A 14204-nucleotide genomic window follows, 5' to 3' on the forward strand; every position below is an offset into this window, starting at 1 on the left:
CCCGGGGCACGGGCCCTCGGTCCGTGCGCACGCGGACGGCCGACAGGGCGGCGGGCAGCGGGCAGCGGATCAGGCGAAGACGACGCAGGTCGCGGCCGGCACCGCCAGCGATCCTGCCCGGCGCGGCTGCCCGGTGAGGGGGTCGACGTCGAACCACGTGACGTCCCCGGAGCGCTCGTTGGCCGCGTACAGCCGGCGCCCCGAGGGGTCGGCGGCGAGGTCCCGCGGCCAACTGCCGCCGCACTCCACGCTGCCCACCAGCCGCGGCTTCTCGGCCCCGTCGGCGAGCGAGAGGGTGGCGATGGCATCGGCGCCCCGCACGGCCGCCCACACGAAACGGCCGTCGGGCGAAGCCACCACGGCCGACGGGTAGGCCCGTACGGCCCCTGGAGCGGCCGCGGACGCGACCGGAACCTCACCGATCGGTTCCAGTTGCCCGGAGCCGGCGTTCCAGCGGCAGACGGTCACCTGCGGCTCCAGCTCGTGCAGCACGTAGAGCATCTCGCCGCCCGGGTGGAAGGCGAGGTGGCGCGGACCCGTCCCGGCACGCAGCACGGTCTCGACGTGCAGGCGCAGCGCCCCGGTGGCCCGGTCCGGCGCGCAGACCCGGACCGAATCGGTGCCGAGGTCCACACTGAGCACCCAGCGGCCGCTCGGGTCGGGCAGCACCTGGTGGGCGTGCGGCCGCTCCTGGCGGCTCGTGTCGGGGCCGGAGCCCTCGTGCACGAGGACCGATGCCGGCCCGGAGAAGCCGCCGTCCGCGGCGAGCGGGAGGCTGCTGACGCTGCCGGAGGTGTAGTTGGCGGTCAGCAGCCGTCGCCCGGCCACGCTGAGGTGGGTCGGTCCGGAGCCGCCGACGCGGACGGCGGGGCCGAGGGCGGTGAGGCCCTCGGGGGTCGGGCGGAAGGCGGCCGCCGCGCCCTGCTCCGTCTCGCTCACGGCGTAGAGCACCCCGGTGCCCCGGTCGAGGGCGAGGTACGAGGGGTCCGCGACCGCGCCGGTGGCGGACAAGAGGGTCAGCGCACCGGTCGCCGGGTCCACGGCCGCGGTGGTAATGCCGCGGCCGCCTCCCGAGGTGAACGAGCCGATGTGGGCCCGCAGTCCGCCGCTCCCGCCTCCCCCGTCGCCCCCGCCGTCCGTGCCCGCCGCGCCCTTCACAAGGTCCGTACCGTCCGCGCCGCCCACGGGATGCCCCTCTCCACCGTTCCGGATCGATCCGTGCCGAGCCGACGGTAACAGAAGGGGTCTAGACCAGATCCCGTCCTTGGGCCCGTTCCTGTGCGCCCGCGTGGTGCACGTACGCCGTCGAGCTCGGCCGGTCGTCGTACGTGCGGTGGAAGACCGGGGTGGCCGAGCCCGAGATCGGCGGCACGATCCAGGACCAGTCGGCGCCGACCTCGCGCCCCTTGCGCTCCTCGCGCTCTATGTGGTTGAGAAAGCGCCGGGACTCGGTGTGGTGGTCCGCGATGGTGACCCCGGCGCGGTCGAAGGAGTGCAGTACGGCCCGGTTGAGCTCGACGAGCGCGCGGTCCTTCCACAGCGAGCGGTCGCTGGCGGTGTCGAGGCCCAGGCGCCGGGCGACGGCGGGGAGGAGGTTGTACCGGTCGGTGTCCGCGAGGTTGCGGGCGCCGATCTCGGTCCCCATGTACCAGCCGTTGAAGGGCGCGGCCGGATAGTGGATGCCGCCGATCTCCAGGCACATGTTGGAGATGGCGGGTACGGCGTGCCAGCGCAGCCCCCAGTCCGCCCAGCCGGCGTCGTCCGGGTGCTCGATCGGGACTTCCAGCACGGCGTCGGCGGGGGTGTCGAACCAGCGGGGCTTGTCGTCGACGCCCTGGACCACCAGCGGCAGCAGGTCGAAGGGGGTGCCCGCGCCCCCGGTCCAGCCGAGGCCGAGCAGGGCACCGGTGAGCGGTGCGTTGCGGGCGTCGCCCACGGTGACGGAGTGGTGGTCGCCGTATCCGGCGTACCGGACGAGTTGCTCGCTCCAGATCAGCGGGCCGGGGCGGTCCGGGGTGTCCGGGGCGAAGACGGTGATGGTGGGTCTGACCCGGCCGCCGTTGGTCGCGTCGCGCAGGTGCTCGAAGCACTCGGCGGCTATGTCGTCGGCTTCGGTGAGCTCGCGGCGGTCGCGCACCCGCAGCGAGTTCCAGTACAGCCTGCCGATGCAGCGGTTGCTGTTGCGCCAGGCGACGCGGGCCCCGTGGACGAGCTCCTGCGGGGTGTGCCGGTAGGTTCCGGTGTCCGCGAGCTCGGCCCGCACGGCGGCGAGCCGGGCCCGCGGATCACCCGCCGCCGGATTCTCCCGGTGGAAGAGTCGGATGAACTCCTCGGCTGCTTCCCACACTTGGGCTGTGGTCGAGCGCTGTTGAAGTATTTCCATCCCGGGCGGTTACCCCCTGTCCGACCAGATCCACCCTGTACGTGCCGGATGAATGTGCTACCAACAACCACCCGTTGTACATGCCGCAGGTCAGCGGCGTACGGCACGCACATCCGGAACAACTCCACCGGGTGATCTTCGGGCCATTGCCCTGCGGAGCGGTCCTGACAGGGCGTAGGATCCGCCGCCATCAGGGCCCTGACCTCGTGGATCAGGCGCCGGGGCAGGCTCAGGCGCCGAGGGAGAGGGGCGCGCGCGGGTCGGTGCGCAGGGGGGCGTGGAGGGCCGCGAGGGCGTGCTCCAGGCCGTGCAGGTGCACGAGGGCCGGCTCCTCGGCGGCGGGCCCGGGATGGGCGGGAACGGCGCGTTCCGACGCGGCCCGCGGCGCGGTCAGCGCCTCCACGGCGCTCTCCACCCGCCAGCACGCGGCGGCCAGCCGGGCGTCGTGCGAGGCCTGCGGGTCGGCGGCGACGGCCACCAGTCCGCGCACCTCGCGGGCGCAGTCGTCGAGCAGCCCGAGGACCTGGCGGGCCCGTGCCTTGCGGGCGCGCAGCGGGCTGAGCGGGTGGACGAGGGGCGCGAGGGCCATCCGCACCCGAGCCAGCAGCAGTTCGAGTTCGGCGGCGTGCGGGGCGGGGTCGGCGTCGGGGTCCCCGGCGAGGCGGTCGAGGGCGGCCGCCGTGGAGGCCCGTACGCAGTGCAGGGCGCGCTGGATCCAGGCGTCGTTGGCGGCGTGGGTCGTCACCGGGAGGACGAGCACCACGGCGAGGGCCGCGCCCAGCGCGCCGACGGCGGTCTCCTCGAAGCGCAGGAGCAGCAGGCCGGGGTGCAGGACGCCGAGGAGTCCGTAGAGCAGTCCGGCCATGACGGTGACGAAGAACATCATCCAGGAGTACGAGGGCGCCGCGGTGTAGAAGATCCCGAAGACGCATACGGCGACGAGGGCGGCGGTGGGCGCGGGCGCCCCGTGCAGGGGTACGGCGATCAGCAGCCCGGCGGCGATGCCGACGACCGTGCCGAGGACCCGGCGGAACCCGCGGACGAGGGTCTCGCCGCGGGAGGCGGTGTTGACGAAGATCCACCAGGCGGTGCCGACGGCCCAGTACCAGCGGTCGTCGGAGAGCGCCTGGCCGATGCCGAGCGCGAAGGCGCAGGCGGCGGTGGCCTGGAAGGCCTGCCGCGTGGTCGGCCGGGCCAGGCCGGTGCCGGGCAGGCCGGGCGGCGCGGCGGGCGGCGGGGTGCGCCGCTCGATCGGCCAGAGGACGAACCGCACCGCTCCGGCGGAGAGCAGCGCCAGCCCGACGGCGGCGTACAGCTCGGGCAGCTGGCCGGGTACGGCGTGCAGGAACTGCGTGACGAAGAACATCATGAAGCCGAAGATCCCGAGGGCGTGACCGCGCGGCCCCCAGCGTCGGGCGTAGACCCCGGCGAACACGACGGCGAGGAATGCGGCGTCCCGGGCGAGCGGCGTACCGTGCAGGGTGGTGGCCAGCGCGAGGACGGGGAATCCGGCGACGGGCAGCAGGGCGCTGGTCACGCGCTGGGCCCGCACGGTCGTGTCGAGCACGGTGAACAGGGTGAGCAGGGCCGCCAGTCCCCCGGTGATGGACGCGGTGAGGGAGAGGCCGCAGAGCTCGGCCACGGCGACGGCGAGCCCGACGCCGAGCACGGCCCGCAGCGAGTTCCTCAGTCTCTGGCGCCCCGGATCCGGAGCCACGAACATCCTCTTCACGGCGGTGTGCCGCCCCCCTTGCAGTGGTGCGCGCCGGTCCCGCGTCCGCCCGGGGGTGGTGGGCGGCAGGCGGGCACGGCGAAGGCACCGCGCTCCGGTCCGGCCTCGTTGCCGCCCGGCGCTGCGCGGCGCCGTAAGTACATGGATACGACACAGATAAGCATCCGAAGGCCCACTGGCTCAACACAGCTCAGCATCGCTGGGCCATTGGCACAGTACCGGAGGGTATTTTTCGGCCACCTGCGGCCAACGGACCAGCGCTCGCTCAGGCGGGGCGGCGGGCGTGGCAGAAGAAGTGCTCCTCGGGATCGGCCCCCTCGGGCCGGAACAGCGCGGTGTGGTGCTCCAGCACCTCCAGCCCGGCCGCTCCCAGCAGCCGCAGGTGCTCCGCCGGGGACAGGCTGCTGACGGTGACCTCGTGCCCCATCCACACGATGTCGAGGCCGCTGATGTCCCCCGGCACGGTGGCCAGGACGAAGTACCCGCCGGGCGCCACCCACGAGGCCATCCGCTCCAGGGCCTCGGCGACCTCCCGCTGGTCCATCACCAGCAGCGGGAAGAAGGAGCACACCGCGTCGAACGGGCCCTCCGGGGGCGCGTACGTCCGGACGTCGGCCTGCTCGAAGCGGGCCTGCGGGACCCGGGAGCGCGCGAGGTCGACCATGCGGGCCGAGACGTCGATGCCGGTCACCGCGCAGCCGGCCCGCGCGAGCGCCTCGGCGGTCGGCCGGCCCGTGCCACTGCCGACGTCCAGCACGCGGGCGCCGGGGGCGAGGCGGGCGGTGAGCCAGTCCAGTGCGGCGAGCTGTCCGGGGACGCGCCCGAACACCTCCTCGTACCGTGCGCCGACGTCGTCGAAGACCTCCGCCGCGGACTTGCCGCCCTTCATCGGCTCCCCCACCTTCACCCTCGATTCGTGTGCGCGGCCGCCCGGCCGGTCCGGACGCCGTGGAGGTTCTGCCCGGGCCGGCGGCCGGGAAACGGCCGGGGTCCCGGCGCTCACCCCGGGGACCGGACCGCGGCGCGGCCCGACGCGATGGTCCGGAGGTCCGACGTCAGGGAGTCGAGCCAGGCCGTCGTGGCGAAGTACGCGGGCCCGGCGTCGGGCGGCGCCGCGTCGGTGGGTGCGGGCAGTGTGCCCGGAAGGAGGGCTTCGGTGCCGCCCGGTGGGCCCTGCCGGGTCTGGCGCGGGCCGTCGGCGGCCGCCGCCGCGCGGCGCAGCCCGGCCGCCACCCGGGCCGCGTACTCCCGCAGTCCCGCCGCCTCGCTGCGCTCGAGCGGTGTCCCGTCGGCGCTGCCCAGCACCCGCCCGCCGCCCCAGAGCACGTGGTGCCCGGTCATCACCGCGGCCTGCCAGTCGGCGCCGGGCCCCGGCGGGCGCTGCGTCTCGGTCTGGTACTGGGCGTACGCCGACTCCGCCATCGTCAGCGTGAGCCGGACCCGGTGCTCCTCGTCCCCGGGGGAGTCCGTGAGCCGCCCGGGCGCCGTGACGACGGCGGTGGTCGACTCGACGTCGTCGGCGCAGGCGCGCAGCAGCCCGGCCACGGCCCGGCCGAGTTCTTCCTGGGCTCCACGCGGCCAGGCGAGCAGCCCGCACACGATCCCGATCGCGCTGCCGATGAGCACGTCCAGGAAGCGGACCTCGGCCAGTTGCCAGGTGACCGCGGAGAGCTGGGCGAAGACGACGGCGACGACCAGCGTGAACAGGGCCTGCGCCCAGCCCACGCCCCGTACGGGCCCGAGGGTGAACGTGAACAGCATCAGCGGCGCGAGCACGATCGCGTACACGGTGGTCTGCTCGCCGGCCAGTGCGAGGACCGTGCCGGCGGCGAGCGCGCCCACGCAGGTGCCGATCAGCGCGCTGCGCACGGTGCCCCGGGTCTGCACGGCGGTGGTCCGGGTGAGGCTGATGACCGCGAGCATGGCCCAGAAGCCGTGCGGGAGGGAGTCGAGCCCGGCCACGGTGCGGGCCACGGCGAGGGCCAGCGCGATCCGTACGGCGTTCTGGAAGTGCACGGAGCGCGGCCCCGTGTGCGCGGCGAGCCGGTGCCACCAGAGGCGGGGGGTGCTCTGCCGGACGTACCAGAACCGGTCCGCAGCGTCCGCGTCCGGGTGCGCCCCGCGCCCCTCCACGGCGATCTCCGCTGCCGTCCGCAGCGCCACGGCCGCGTCCGCGACCTCCAGCAGCGCGGCCTGCCGGCGCCGGGACTCGGGCAGGTCGGCCGGGGTACGGGCGTTCCGCGCGCGCAGGCGCAGCAGTTCCGCCGAGTCCGTCGTGGGCGGGCGCCCGTCGCGGAGCAGGGTGGAGGTCCCGGTCGCCGACTCCCGGACGGCGCCGAGGAGGTCGAGACCGGCCTGTCTCGGCTCCCGCCCGGCCGGCGGTGCGGGCAGGTTCCGCAGCCGGGAGAGCAGGGTGCGGGCGGCCAGCCCGGTGTGGGCCATGGCCCGCTCGCGCAGGCCGGGACCGGCGGGCCGTTCCGCCTCGGGGACGCGGGAGGAGCGCAGCGCCTCGGCTGCCGCGCGGGCCCGGTCGGCAGCCGGAGCGGCCAGTACGTGGGGCGGCTGCCCCAGCGCGGCCGCGCACCGGGCCGCCTCGGCGGCGGCGCCGGCGGCCCGCTCCGCGTAGGTGGCGGGGCGGGGGTCGGGCAGGATCCAGGCCTCGGCGAGGATCAGCAGCAGGAGGCCGGTGAGGGTGCCGACCAGCCGCTCGCCGAGGGTGTGCGGGAGGTACGGCGGGAAACTCGGCAGGATGTAGAGCAGTTGAAGCCCGGGCGCGGCGCCGGCCGGCCGGGGTCCGGCCGCCGACGAGAAGGCCACGCAGAAGCCGACCACCGCCATGCCGAGGACGGCGCTCCAGGTCCGTACGGCGAGGAAGGTGCCCACGATCACCAGGAAGCAGGCCACCGGGAGCAGCCTGGCCATCACGGCGGCGCGCTGCCGTCCTGTGCCGGGGATCCGGGCGAGCCCGGCCAGGGAGACGGCGGAGAAGAGCGCGTAGGTGGCGGCGACGGGCCGGTCGAATGCGTACAGGAGCACGAAGAAGCCGGTGCAGGCGGCGCATGTGGTCCGGACGGCCCGGCGTGCGGCCGCCGGCACCGGGCCGGTGCCCGTCCGGAGTTCCCGTTCGAGTTCCCCAAGGGCTCGCACGTTCTCAGAATCCCACGTGGACGGCCGTGCGACCTGGGGACGCGGGACTCAGGGGTGGGTGTTCCAGCCCGCGATCACCGGGAGGCCGTGTTCGGTGGACAGGAGGCTGACCGTGCCGGTGCGCAGCAGGAAGAGCCGGCCGTCCTGCGGGGGCAGGCCCAGGTAGCGGGCGGTCAGGACGCGCAGGAAGTGGCCGTGGGCGACGAGGACGACATCGCCGCGGTCCTCGGCGAGGACCTTGGCCGCCCGGGCCAGTGCGCGGTCCGCGCGGGCGCCGACCTGGGCGGCGTTCTCGCCGGGGTGTTCGGTGTCGCCGGGCGGGACGCCGTCGGTCCACAGGGACCAGTGCGGCCGGGTCTGCTTGATCTCCGCCGTGGTGATGCCCTCGTAGCCGCCGTAGTCCCATTCGTACAGGTCGGGGTCGGTGACGCCGCCGCCCAGTCCGGCGAGTTCGGCCGTGGCGACGGCCCGGCGCAGCGGGCTGGTCAACACCTGGGCGAAGTGCCGGTCGCGGAAGTACGGGGCCAGTGAGACGGCCTCCTCCACGCCGGCGGCGCTCAGCGGGATGTCGGTCCGCCCGGTGTGGCGCCCGTTGGCGCTCCAGGCCGTCTCACCGTGTCTCACCAGCAACAGGTCGCTCATTCTCCGGACCATATCCCTCCGGCGTGTCGGCGCCGGAGGGTTCGTACGGCATGTCACTGCCGGGGGTCATGGACGTGAGCCCCCGCTCGTTGCGCCTCCTTCGCCCTCGGGGTGGGGTGCGGGGCCCGGTCCGAAGACGCGTCGGAGGCGCTCGGGCGGCGCTGGCCGTGCCCGGGCTGCCGACCACGCCGGTCGGGAAATCGATGCGCAAACGCTGCGAGTGGTCCTCCCGGCACCTGCCCGTGAGGCTCGGACCATGGACGAGAGCGAGCGCGAGGAGTGCGTCGCGGCGGGTTTCGCGGCGGGTTTCGCGGCGGGTTTCGCGGCGGGTGACGAGCGGTGCATGGAGGCCGTCTACCGGCGCTGGCGGCCGCTGGTGCAGTCGCTCGCCCACCGGGGCCTGGGCGACGAGCGGGAGGCCGAGGACGTCACCCAGCAGGTGTTCCTCGCCGTCTGGCACGGCCGGCGCCGCTACCGGCCGGGCCCGGGCGGTCTCGGCGCCTGGATCACCGGCATCACCCGCCACAAGGTGGCCGACGCTCTGGAGGCGCGGACCCGGCGGGCCCGGGCGGCCGCGGCCGCCGCGCGCGCCTCCCGCGGTGCGGCCGAGCGGCCCGGCGCCCCGGCGCGGCCCGAGGCGGAGCAGGTACTGGACCGGGTGCTGCTCCTCGGGGAGCTGTCCAGGCTGTCCTCCGAGCAGCGGCGGGTACTGCACCTCGCCTTCTACGCGGACCTGACGCAGGCGCAGATCGCGGAGCGCACCGGGCTGCCCCTGGGCACCGTCAAGAGCCATATGCGAAGGGCTCTCCACCGGCTCGGCCGGTCGCTGCCCGAGGCGGCGCGAGCGACTCGATGAGCGCGAGGCCCGAGCGCAGCCCGTGCAGCCGCTCGGCGCACGGCGCCCTCGTGTCCGCGCCCCACCCGGGTCCGGCGAGCAGCAGCGCCGGACGGGCCCGGGCACCGCGCAGTCCCCACTCGATGCCCGCCACCGACCGGGCCAGGGCCGGGTCGGCGGTCGTACGGGAGTGCGCCCACAGGACGACGGTCCGCGGGCCGGTGCGCCGCACGGCGTCGTGCAGGGCACCGGCGGGCAGGGCGGCCCCGAACATCCGGGCGGGCACGCCCCGCTGGCCCAGAGCCGCGGTCAGGGCCTCGATGGGCAGGCTGTGCTGCTCTCCGGGGGCGCAGGCGAGGAGTACCGGCGGGGTCCGGGGCGGCTCGGGCAGGGGCCGGATCCGGTGCAGTGCCGCGGAGATCTGCCAGGACAGCAGGTGTTCGACCTCCACGTAGCGCTCCCCGGCGGTGGCCCATTTGCGGCCCACGGCGTGCAGGGTCGGCGCGATGACCTGCTCCCAGGCCGTGACGAGGCCGTCCTCGGCCAAGGCCGCCTCCAGCAGTTCCGCCACCGTCGGCGCGTCCAGGCGTACGGCGGCCCGCGAGAGGCCCCGGCACTCCGGACGGACCGCGCCGAGCGGGAGGACGTCGGGCCCGCCGGGAGCGGTCGACGGCGCCTGGGCGCGGGGTGCTCCGGGGGCCCCGCCGAGCGCGGCGCGGGCCGCCTCGGCCGGCGGCACCCCGTCGGCGGTGAGCCGGCACATCAGCTCCAGCCGGGCGATGTCCCCCGGGGTCCAGCGGCGGTGCCTGCCGGGCTCGCGGCGGGCCGGGCCGATCGCCTACCGGCGCTCCCAGGAGCGCAGCGTCGTCGGCGAGACCCCGAGGCGGCGGGCGACCGCGCCGGTGCTCAGGGCGGCGGCGGGCCGGGGATGCGGTGGCGTCCGGGACTGGGGCTCGGATGGTGTCCGGGACTGGGGCTCGGATGGCGTCCGGGACTGAGGCTCGGATGGTGTCCGGGGCGGCGGTGGTGTCCGGGGCGGCGGTGGTGTCTGGGGGACGCGGTCCACCCGCTCACGATAGGGCTCCCGGGCCGGGCCCGCCGTTCACTGCGCTCCCCGTCCGCTGCGGAACCGGTCGAGTCCGTCGGCGAGTTCGACGATCCGGTCCGGGTAGGCGTACCGGGCCCGCTCGGCCGCGGGCAGCCGCCAGGGCTCGTGCACCCTCGGTGCGTCCAGCCCGGCGAGCTCCGGTACCCAGCGGTGCACGAAGCGGCCCGCCGGGTCGTAACGCAGGCCCTGGCGCACCGGGTTGAGGACGCGGTTGGGCCGGGTGTCGGTGCCCGTCCCGGCCACCCACTGCCAGTTGAGCTGGTTGTTGGCGAGGTCCCCGTCCACCAGGAGGTCCAGGAAGTACCGGGCGCCGATCCGCCAGTCCACGTACAGGGTCTTGGTGAGGAAGCTGGCGGTGAGGAGCCGGCCCCGGTTGTGCATCCAGCCCTCGTGGCGGAGCTGGCGCATGGCCGCGTCGACCACCGGGTAGCCGGTGCGACCCTCCTTCCAGGCCTCGGTCTCCTCCTCGGCAGCGGCCCCGGTGCGCCAGTGGTCGCGGCGGTCGCGGTAGTCCCGTACGGCGGTCTCCGGGCGGGCGGCGAGCACTTGGTGGTGGAAGTCCCGCCAGCAGATCTGCCGGACGAAGGCCTCGGCGCCGGGGTCGGCGGCGGCGCGGGCGCGGTGGACGGCCTCGGTGGCCGAGAGCGTGCCGAAGTGCAGGTGCGGGGAGATCCGGGAGGTGGCGTCACCGGCCAGGTCGTCGTGGGAGTCGGCGTAGCGGGAGAGGCCCGCCCGCATCCAGCGCCTGAGCAGGTCGCGCGCCTCGCGCTCGCCGCCGCGGGCCAGGCCCGGGGAGACCCCGGTGACGTCCGCGCGCCGCGGCAGCGGGTCCGAGCCGATGCCGTCGGGCACGCGGACGGAGCGCGGCGCGGGGGCGACGGCGCGGGGCGGCAGTTCGGACCAGCGGCGGAAGTACGGGGTGAACACGGCGAAGTGGTCGGAGCCGGCGGGGAGCACGGCCCCCGGGGCGGCGACCGTGACCACCGCCTCGTGCACGTAGAGCCGCACGCCCTCGGCTTCGAGGGCGGCGCGGAGCCGCTCCTCCCGGGCGTGGGCGTAGCCGCTGACCCCGGCCGCCATGTGGACCTCGTCGGCGTCGCACTCCCGGACGAGGGCGCGGACTTCGGCGACGGCGTCGCCGGAACGCAGCACCAGGCGGCCGCCGCGCTCGCGCAGTCCGGCGTCGAGGTCGGCCAGGCAGTCGGCGAGGAAGGCGAGCCGGTTGGGCGCGGCGAAGCCGGCCGCGTCCACGGCACGGTCTTGGACGAAGAGCGGCACCACCCGGTCACAGGAGGACAGGGCCGCGCGCAGCGGCGGGTGGTCGTGCAGGCGCAGGTCGGAGGTGTACAGGACCACCGCGACGTTCATGGGTTCTCTCGCTCCGCGTCGGGACCGTGGGGACGGCTGTCGTCCGGTACTTCGGCGGACAGGGGCCGGTCGGATGCGGGACCGTCGGATGCGGGGCCACGGGTCGCGGCGGCCTCCTCGTCCAGGCGGCGCGCGGCGCGGGCGATGTTGCGGGCCATGCCGCCGAAGACGAGGGCGTGGAAGGGCGACACGCCCCACCAGTAGAGGTGGCCGAGCAGCCCGTGCGGATGGAACAGGGCCCGCTGCCGGTACCGGGCGCCCCGGACCGCACCGCCCGGGTCCCGGCCCGGCGGCGCGGCCGGCTCCGCGTACATCTCCAGCCAGGCCAGCCCCGGCAGCCGCATCTCCGCGCGCAGCCTCAGCAGGCGGCCCGGTTCGATCTCCTCCACCCGCCAGAAGTCCAGGGAGTCCCCCACCCGCAGATGGGCCGCGTCGCGTCGGCCGCGCCGGATGCCGACACCGCCGACGAGCCGGTCGAGCCAGCCCCGTACGGCCCAGGCCAGCGGGAACGAGTACCAGCCGTTCTCCCCGCCGATGCCCTCCACCACCCGCCACAGCGCGGCGGGCGAGGCGTCGACCGGGCGTTCGCGCCGGTCGGTGTAGAGGCTGCCGCCCGCCCAGTCGGGGTCGGTCGGCAGCGGGTCGCTGGGTGCGCCGGGCAGGGAGGCGGAGGACCAGCGGGTGGTCACGTTCGCCTCGCGCACCCGTCGCAGGGCCAGGGACATGGCCCGGTCGATGCCGATGGGGGTGCCGGGCGGATCGGGGACGTACCGCGCGATGTCGTGTTCCGCGCACACGACCTCGTGGCGCAGGGATTCGGCGAGCGGCCGGGCCAGGGCCGGCGGGACGGGCGTGACCAGGCCGATCCAGTGGCTGGACAGCCGCGGGGTCAGCATCGGGACGCGCAGGATGAGCCGGTGGGGCAGGGCTGCGACGGCGGCGTAGCGGCGCATCATCTGCTCGTACGTGAGCACGTCGGGGCCGCCGATGTCGAAGGCGCGGCTGACCTCGGGCGGCATGGCGGCGCTCCCGACGAGGTAGCGCAGGACGTCGCGGACCGCGATGGGCTGGACGCGGGTGCCGACCCAGCTGGGGGTGACCATCACGGGGAGCCGTTCGGTCAGGTACCGCAGCATTTCGAAGGAGGCCGAGCCGGAGCCGATGATGACGGCGGCGCGCAGGACGGTGGTCGGCACCCCCGAGCCGAGGAGGATCTCGCCGACCTCGGCGCGGGAGCGCAGGTGCGGGGACAGGTCGCTGACCGGGATCCCGGCCGGGGTGAGCCCCCCGAGGTAGACGATGCGGCGGACACCGGCCGCGCGGGCCTGTTCCGCGAAGATGCGGGCGGCGGTGCGGTCGCGGTCCTCGAATCCGGATCCGGCGCCGAGGGCGTGGACGAGGTAGTAGGCGACGTCGATCCCGCGCAGGGCCGCCGCGACCGACTCGGCGTCGACGACGTCGCCGCGGACGATCTCGGTGCTCCCGGCCCACGGGTGGTCGCGCAGCTTCTCGGGGGACCGGGCCAGGCACCGGACGCGGTGTCCGGCGCCGAGGAGCTCGGGCACGAGGCGGCCCCCGATGTATCCGGTGGCCCCGGTGACCAGGCAGTGCAGACCGGTGGTGGCCTTCATCGCTCTCTCCGCTCCTCGTAGGTGTCGGACCGGCAGTCTCGTAGGGGGTTCCCGCAGACCGGTCCCCGCGGATGCGCCTCGGCCGCAGTCGACGGAAGACGCACCGCACTGGGCCATTGGTACAGTCACGGCATGGCGGTGGACGAGCTCGACACCCGGATCCTGCGTCTGCTGATCGAACAGCCGCGCACCAGCGTCCGCGAGTACGCCCGGATCCTCGGGGTCGCGCGCGGCACCCTGCAGGCCCGGCTGGACCGGCTGGAACGCACCGGGGTGATCACCGGAACGGGTCCCTTCCTCTCCCCCGCCGCACTCGGGCATCCGGTGCTGGCGTTCGTGCACATCGAGGTCACCCAGGGGCACCTGGACGAGGTGGGCGACGCCCTGGCCGCCGTACCCGAGATCATCGAGGCCTTTTCGATCACCGGCGGCGGGGACCTGCTGACCCGCGTGGCAGCCCGGGACAACGCGCATCTGGAGGACGTGATCCAGCGGCTGATCCGGCTGCCGGGCGTGGTCCGCACCCGTACGGAGGTGGCGCTGCGCGAGCGCGTCGCGCACCGCCTGCTGCCGCTGGTGGAGTCCGTGGGTCGGGCGGCGCGCACATCCTGACAGGATGGACGGGACAGGTACGCAACCGGCAGGACGGGCAGAGCGGATGATCTCCGTCATATTCGATCTCGACGGCACCCTCGTGGACAGCGAACCGAACTACTACGAGTCCGGGCGCCGCACCCTGGCGCGGCACGGGGTCCGCGATTTCACCTGGGAGCAGCACGCGCGCTTCATCGGCATCGGCACCCTGGAGACGCTGGAGCTCCTCAGGGACCGTTACGGGATCCAGGCTCCGGTGGAGCAGCTGCTGGCCGAGCAGAACGCCGCCTACCTGGAGCTGGCCCGGGCGGGGACCGAGTCCTTCCCCGAGATGCGGAAGTTCGTGGAGCGGTTGCACGCGGACGGGGTCCCGATGGCGGTGGCGTCCGGGTCTTCGCGCGAGGCGATCGACGCCGTGCTGGCGGGGACGGGCCTGGACGCGCTGCTGACCACGGTGGTCTCCGCCGAGGAGGTGGCGCACGGCAAGCCCGCCCCCGATGTCTTCCTGGAGGCGGCCCGGCGCCTCGGCGCGGACCCCGCCGACTGCGTGGTCGTCGAGGACGCGGCGCCGGGGGCACAGGCCGCCCACGCGGCCGGCATGGCCTGCGTGGCGGTCCCGTACGTGCCGGCCACCGCCGCCGACCCGGCGTTCGCCGGGGCCGGCCTGCTCTTCCGCGGCGGGCAGCCCGCTTTCAGCGCGGAAGCGGCCTACGAGTGGCTCTGCGAGCACCCGGCCGCCTGAACCGCCCCGGTCGGCGTCACCC

General features: G+C 75.3%; 11 protein-coding genes and 1 pseudogene. 3 read left to right on the forward strand and 9 right to left on the reverse strand.

Annotation, left to right across the window (positions count from 1 at the left end):
* Positions 1 to 69 precede the first annotated feature (69 nt).
* The 6 genes from ACIBAD_RS02040 to ACIBAD_RS02065 all read right to left on the reverse strand — a co-directional run bounded on the left by ACIBAD_RS02040 (position 70) and on the right by ACIBAD_RS02065 (position 7904).
* On the reverse strand, positions 70 to 1158 hold the full coding sequence (locus ACIBAD_RS02040; RefSeq protein ID WP_398903966.1) for a lactonase family protein: 1089 nt from the start codon (positions 1156 to 1158) through the stop codon (positions 70 to 72).
* Between the two features lie 88 nt (positions 1159 to 1246).
* Positions 1247 to 2383: a nitric oxide synthase oxygenase gene (locus ACIBAD_RS02045; protein ID WP_398903752.1), complete on the reverse strand. Its 1137-nt coding sequence runs from the start codon at positions 2381 to 2383 to the stop codon at positions 1247 to 1249.
* 229 nt (positions 2384 to 2612) lie between these two features.
* The gene (locus ACIBAD_RS02050; protein WP_134074085.1) at positions 2613 to 4106 is read right to left on the reverse strand and encodes an FUSC family protein; all 1494 of its coding nucleotides are present in this window, start codon (positions 4104 to 4106) and stop codon (positions 2613 to 2615) included.
* A gap of 274 nt (positions 4107 to 4380) precedes the next feature.
* On the reverse strand, positions 4381 to 5004 hold the full coding sequence (locus tag ACIBAD_RS02055; RefSeq protein ID WP_134068224.1) for a class I SAM-dependent methyltransferase: 624 nt from the start codon (positions 5002 to 5004) through the stop codon (positions 4381 to 4383).
* A 110-nt stretch (positions 5005 to 5114) separates the two neighbouring features.
* Positions 5115 to 7262, reverse strand: a complete 2148-nt coding sequence (locus ACIBAD_RS02060; RefSeq protein ID WP_398903754.1) for an FUSC family protein — start codon at positions 7260 to 7262, stop codon at positions 5115 to 5117.
* A gap of 48 nt (positions 7263 to 7310) precedes the next feature.
* Positions 7311 to 7904 carry a histidine phosphatase family protein gene (locus ACIBAD_RS02065; RefSeq protein ID WP_134068226.1) on the reverse strand — a complete coding sequence of 198 codons (594 nt, stop codon included), beginning with the start codon at positions 7902 to 7904 and terminating at the stop codon, positions 7311 to 7313.
* Between the two features lie 256 nt (positions 7905 to 8160).
* Between ACIBAD_RS02065 and ACIBAD_RS02070 the strand changes: the two genes are divergently transcribed.
* Positions 8161 to 8760, forward strand: a complete 600-nt coding sequence (locus ACIBAD_RS02070; protein WP_398903757.1) for an RNA polymerase sigma factor — start codon at positions 8161 to 8163, stop codon at positions 8758 to 8760.
* On the opposite strand, the pseudogene ACIBAD_RS02075 reads toward ACIBAD_RS02070, so the two are convergent.
* From ACIBAD_RS02075 to ACIBAD_RS02085, 3 genes and pseudogenes are all read right to left on the reverse strand, one after another.
* Positions 8687 to 9649: pseudogene (locus ACIBAD_RS02075) on the reverse strand (MerR family transcriptional regulator). The gene ACIBAD_RS02070 and the pseudogene ACIBAD_RS02075 sit on opposite strands and share 74 nt — an antisense overlap.
* Before the next feature lie 192 nt (positions 9650 to 9841).
* Positions 9842 to 11215 (reverse strand): cryptochrome/photolyase family protein, encoded by a 1374-nt coding sequence (locus tag ACIBAD_RS02080; RefSeq protein ID WP_398903759.1) that lies wholly within the window; start codon positions 11213 to 11215, stop codon positions 9842 to 9844.
* Positions 11212 to 12846 (reverse strand): SDR family oxidoreductase, encoded by a 1635-nt coding sequence (locus ACIBAD_RS02085; RefSeq protein ID WP_398903761.1) that lies wholly within the window; start codon positions 12844 to 12846, stop codon positions 11212 to 11214. Before ACIBAD_RS02085 ends, ACIBAD_RS02080 begins: the two co-directional genes overlap by 4 nt.
* A 132-nt stretch (positions 12847 to 12978) precedes the next feature.
* Here ACIBAD_RS02085 and ACIBAD_RS02090 point away from each other — a divergent pair, with 132 nt between their 5' ends.
* Together ACIBAD_RS02090 and ACIBAD_RS02095 are read left to right on the forward strand one after the other, a co-directional pair.
* Complete coding sequence (locus tag ACIBAD_RS02090; protein ID WP_134068230.1) at positions 12979 to 13458, forward strand: Lrp/AsnC family transcriptional regulator; 480 nt, start codon at positions 12979 to 12981, stop codon at positions 13456 to 13458.
* A 46-nt stretch (positions 13459 to 13504) separates the two neighbouring features.
* Complete coding sequence (locus ACIBAD_RS02095) at positions 13505 to 14182, forward strand: HAD family phosphatase (RefSeq protein ID WP_134068231.1); 678 nt, start codon at positions 13505 to 13507, stop codon at positions 14180 to 14182.
* Positions 14183 to 14204 lie beyond the last annotated feature (22 nt).

The organism is Streptomyces sp. NPDC051109 (genome assembly GCF_044455885.1).
In the GTDB taxonomy this organism is placed as follows: domain Bacteria; phylum Actinomycetota; class Actinomycetes; order Streptomycetales; family Streptomycetaceae; genus Streptomyces.

Bases quoted from the DNA above. Each gene is read 5' to 3' on its own strand.
- ACIBAD_RS02045 (WP_398903752.1), bottom strand. From the start codon at position 2,383: ATGGAAATACTTCAACAGCGCTCGACCACAGCCCAAGTGTGGGAAGCA.
- ACIBAD_RS02050 (WP_134074085.1), bottom strand. From the start codon at position 4,106: ATGTTCGTGGCTCCGGATCCGGGGCGCCAGAGACTGAGGAACTCGCTG.
- ACIBAD_RS02055 (WP_134068224.1), bottom strand. From the start codon at position 5,004: ATGAAGGGCGGCAAGTCCGCGGCGGAGGTCTTCGACGACGTCGGCGCA.
- ACIBAD_RS02065 (WP_134068226.1), bottom strand. From the start codon at position 7,904: ATGAGCGACCTGTTGCTGGTGAGACACGGTGAGACGGCCTGGAGCGCC.
- ACIBAD_RS02070 (WP_398903757.1), top strand. From the start codon at position 8,161: ATGGACGAGAGCGAGCGCGAGGAGTGCGTCGCGGCGGGTTTCGCGGCG.
- ACIBAD_RS02080 (WP_398903759.1), bottom strand. From the start codon at position 11,215: ATGAACGTCGCGGTGGTCCTGTACACCTCCGACCTGCGCCTGCACGAC.
- ACIBAD_RS02085 (WP_398903761.1), bottom strand. From the start codon at position 12,846: ATGAAGGCCACCACCGGTCTGCACTGCCTGGTCACCGGGGCCACCGGA.
- ACIBAD_RS02090 (WP_134068230.1), top strand. From the start codon at position 12,979: ATGGCGGTGGACGAGCTCGACACCCGGATCCTGCGTCTGCTGATCGAA.
- ACIBAD_RS02095 (WP_134068231.1), top strand. From the start codon at position 13,505: ATGATCTCCGTCATATTCGATCTCGACGGCACCCTCGTGGACAGCGAA.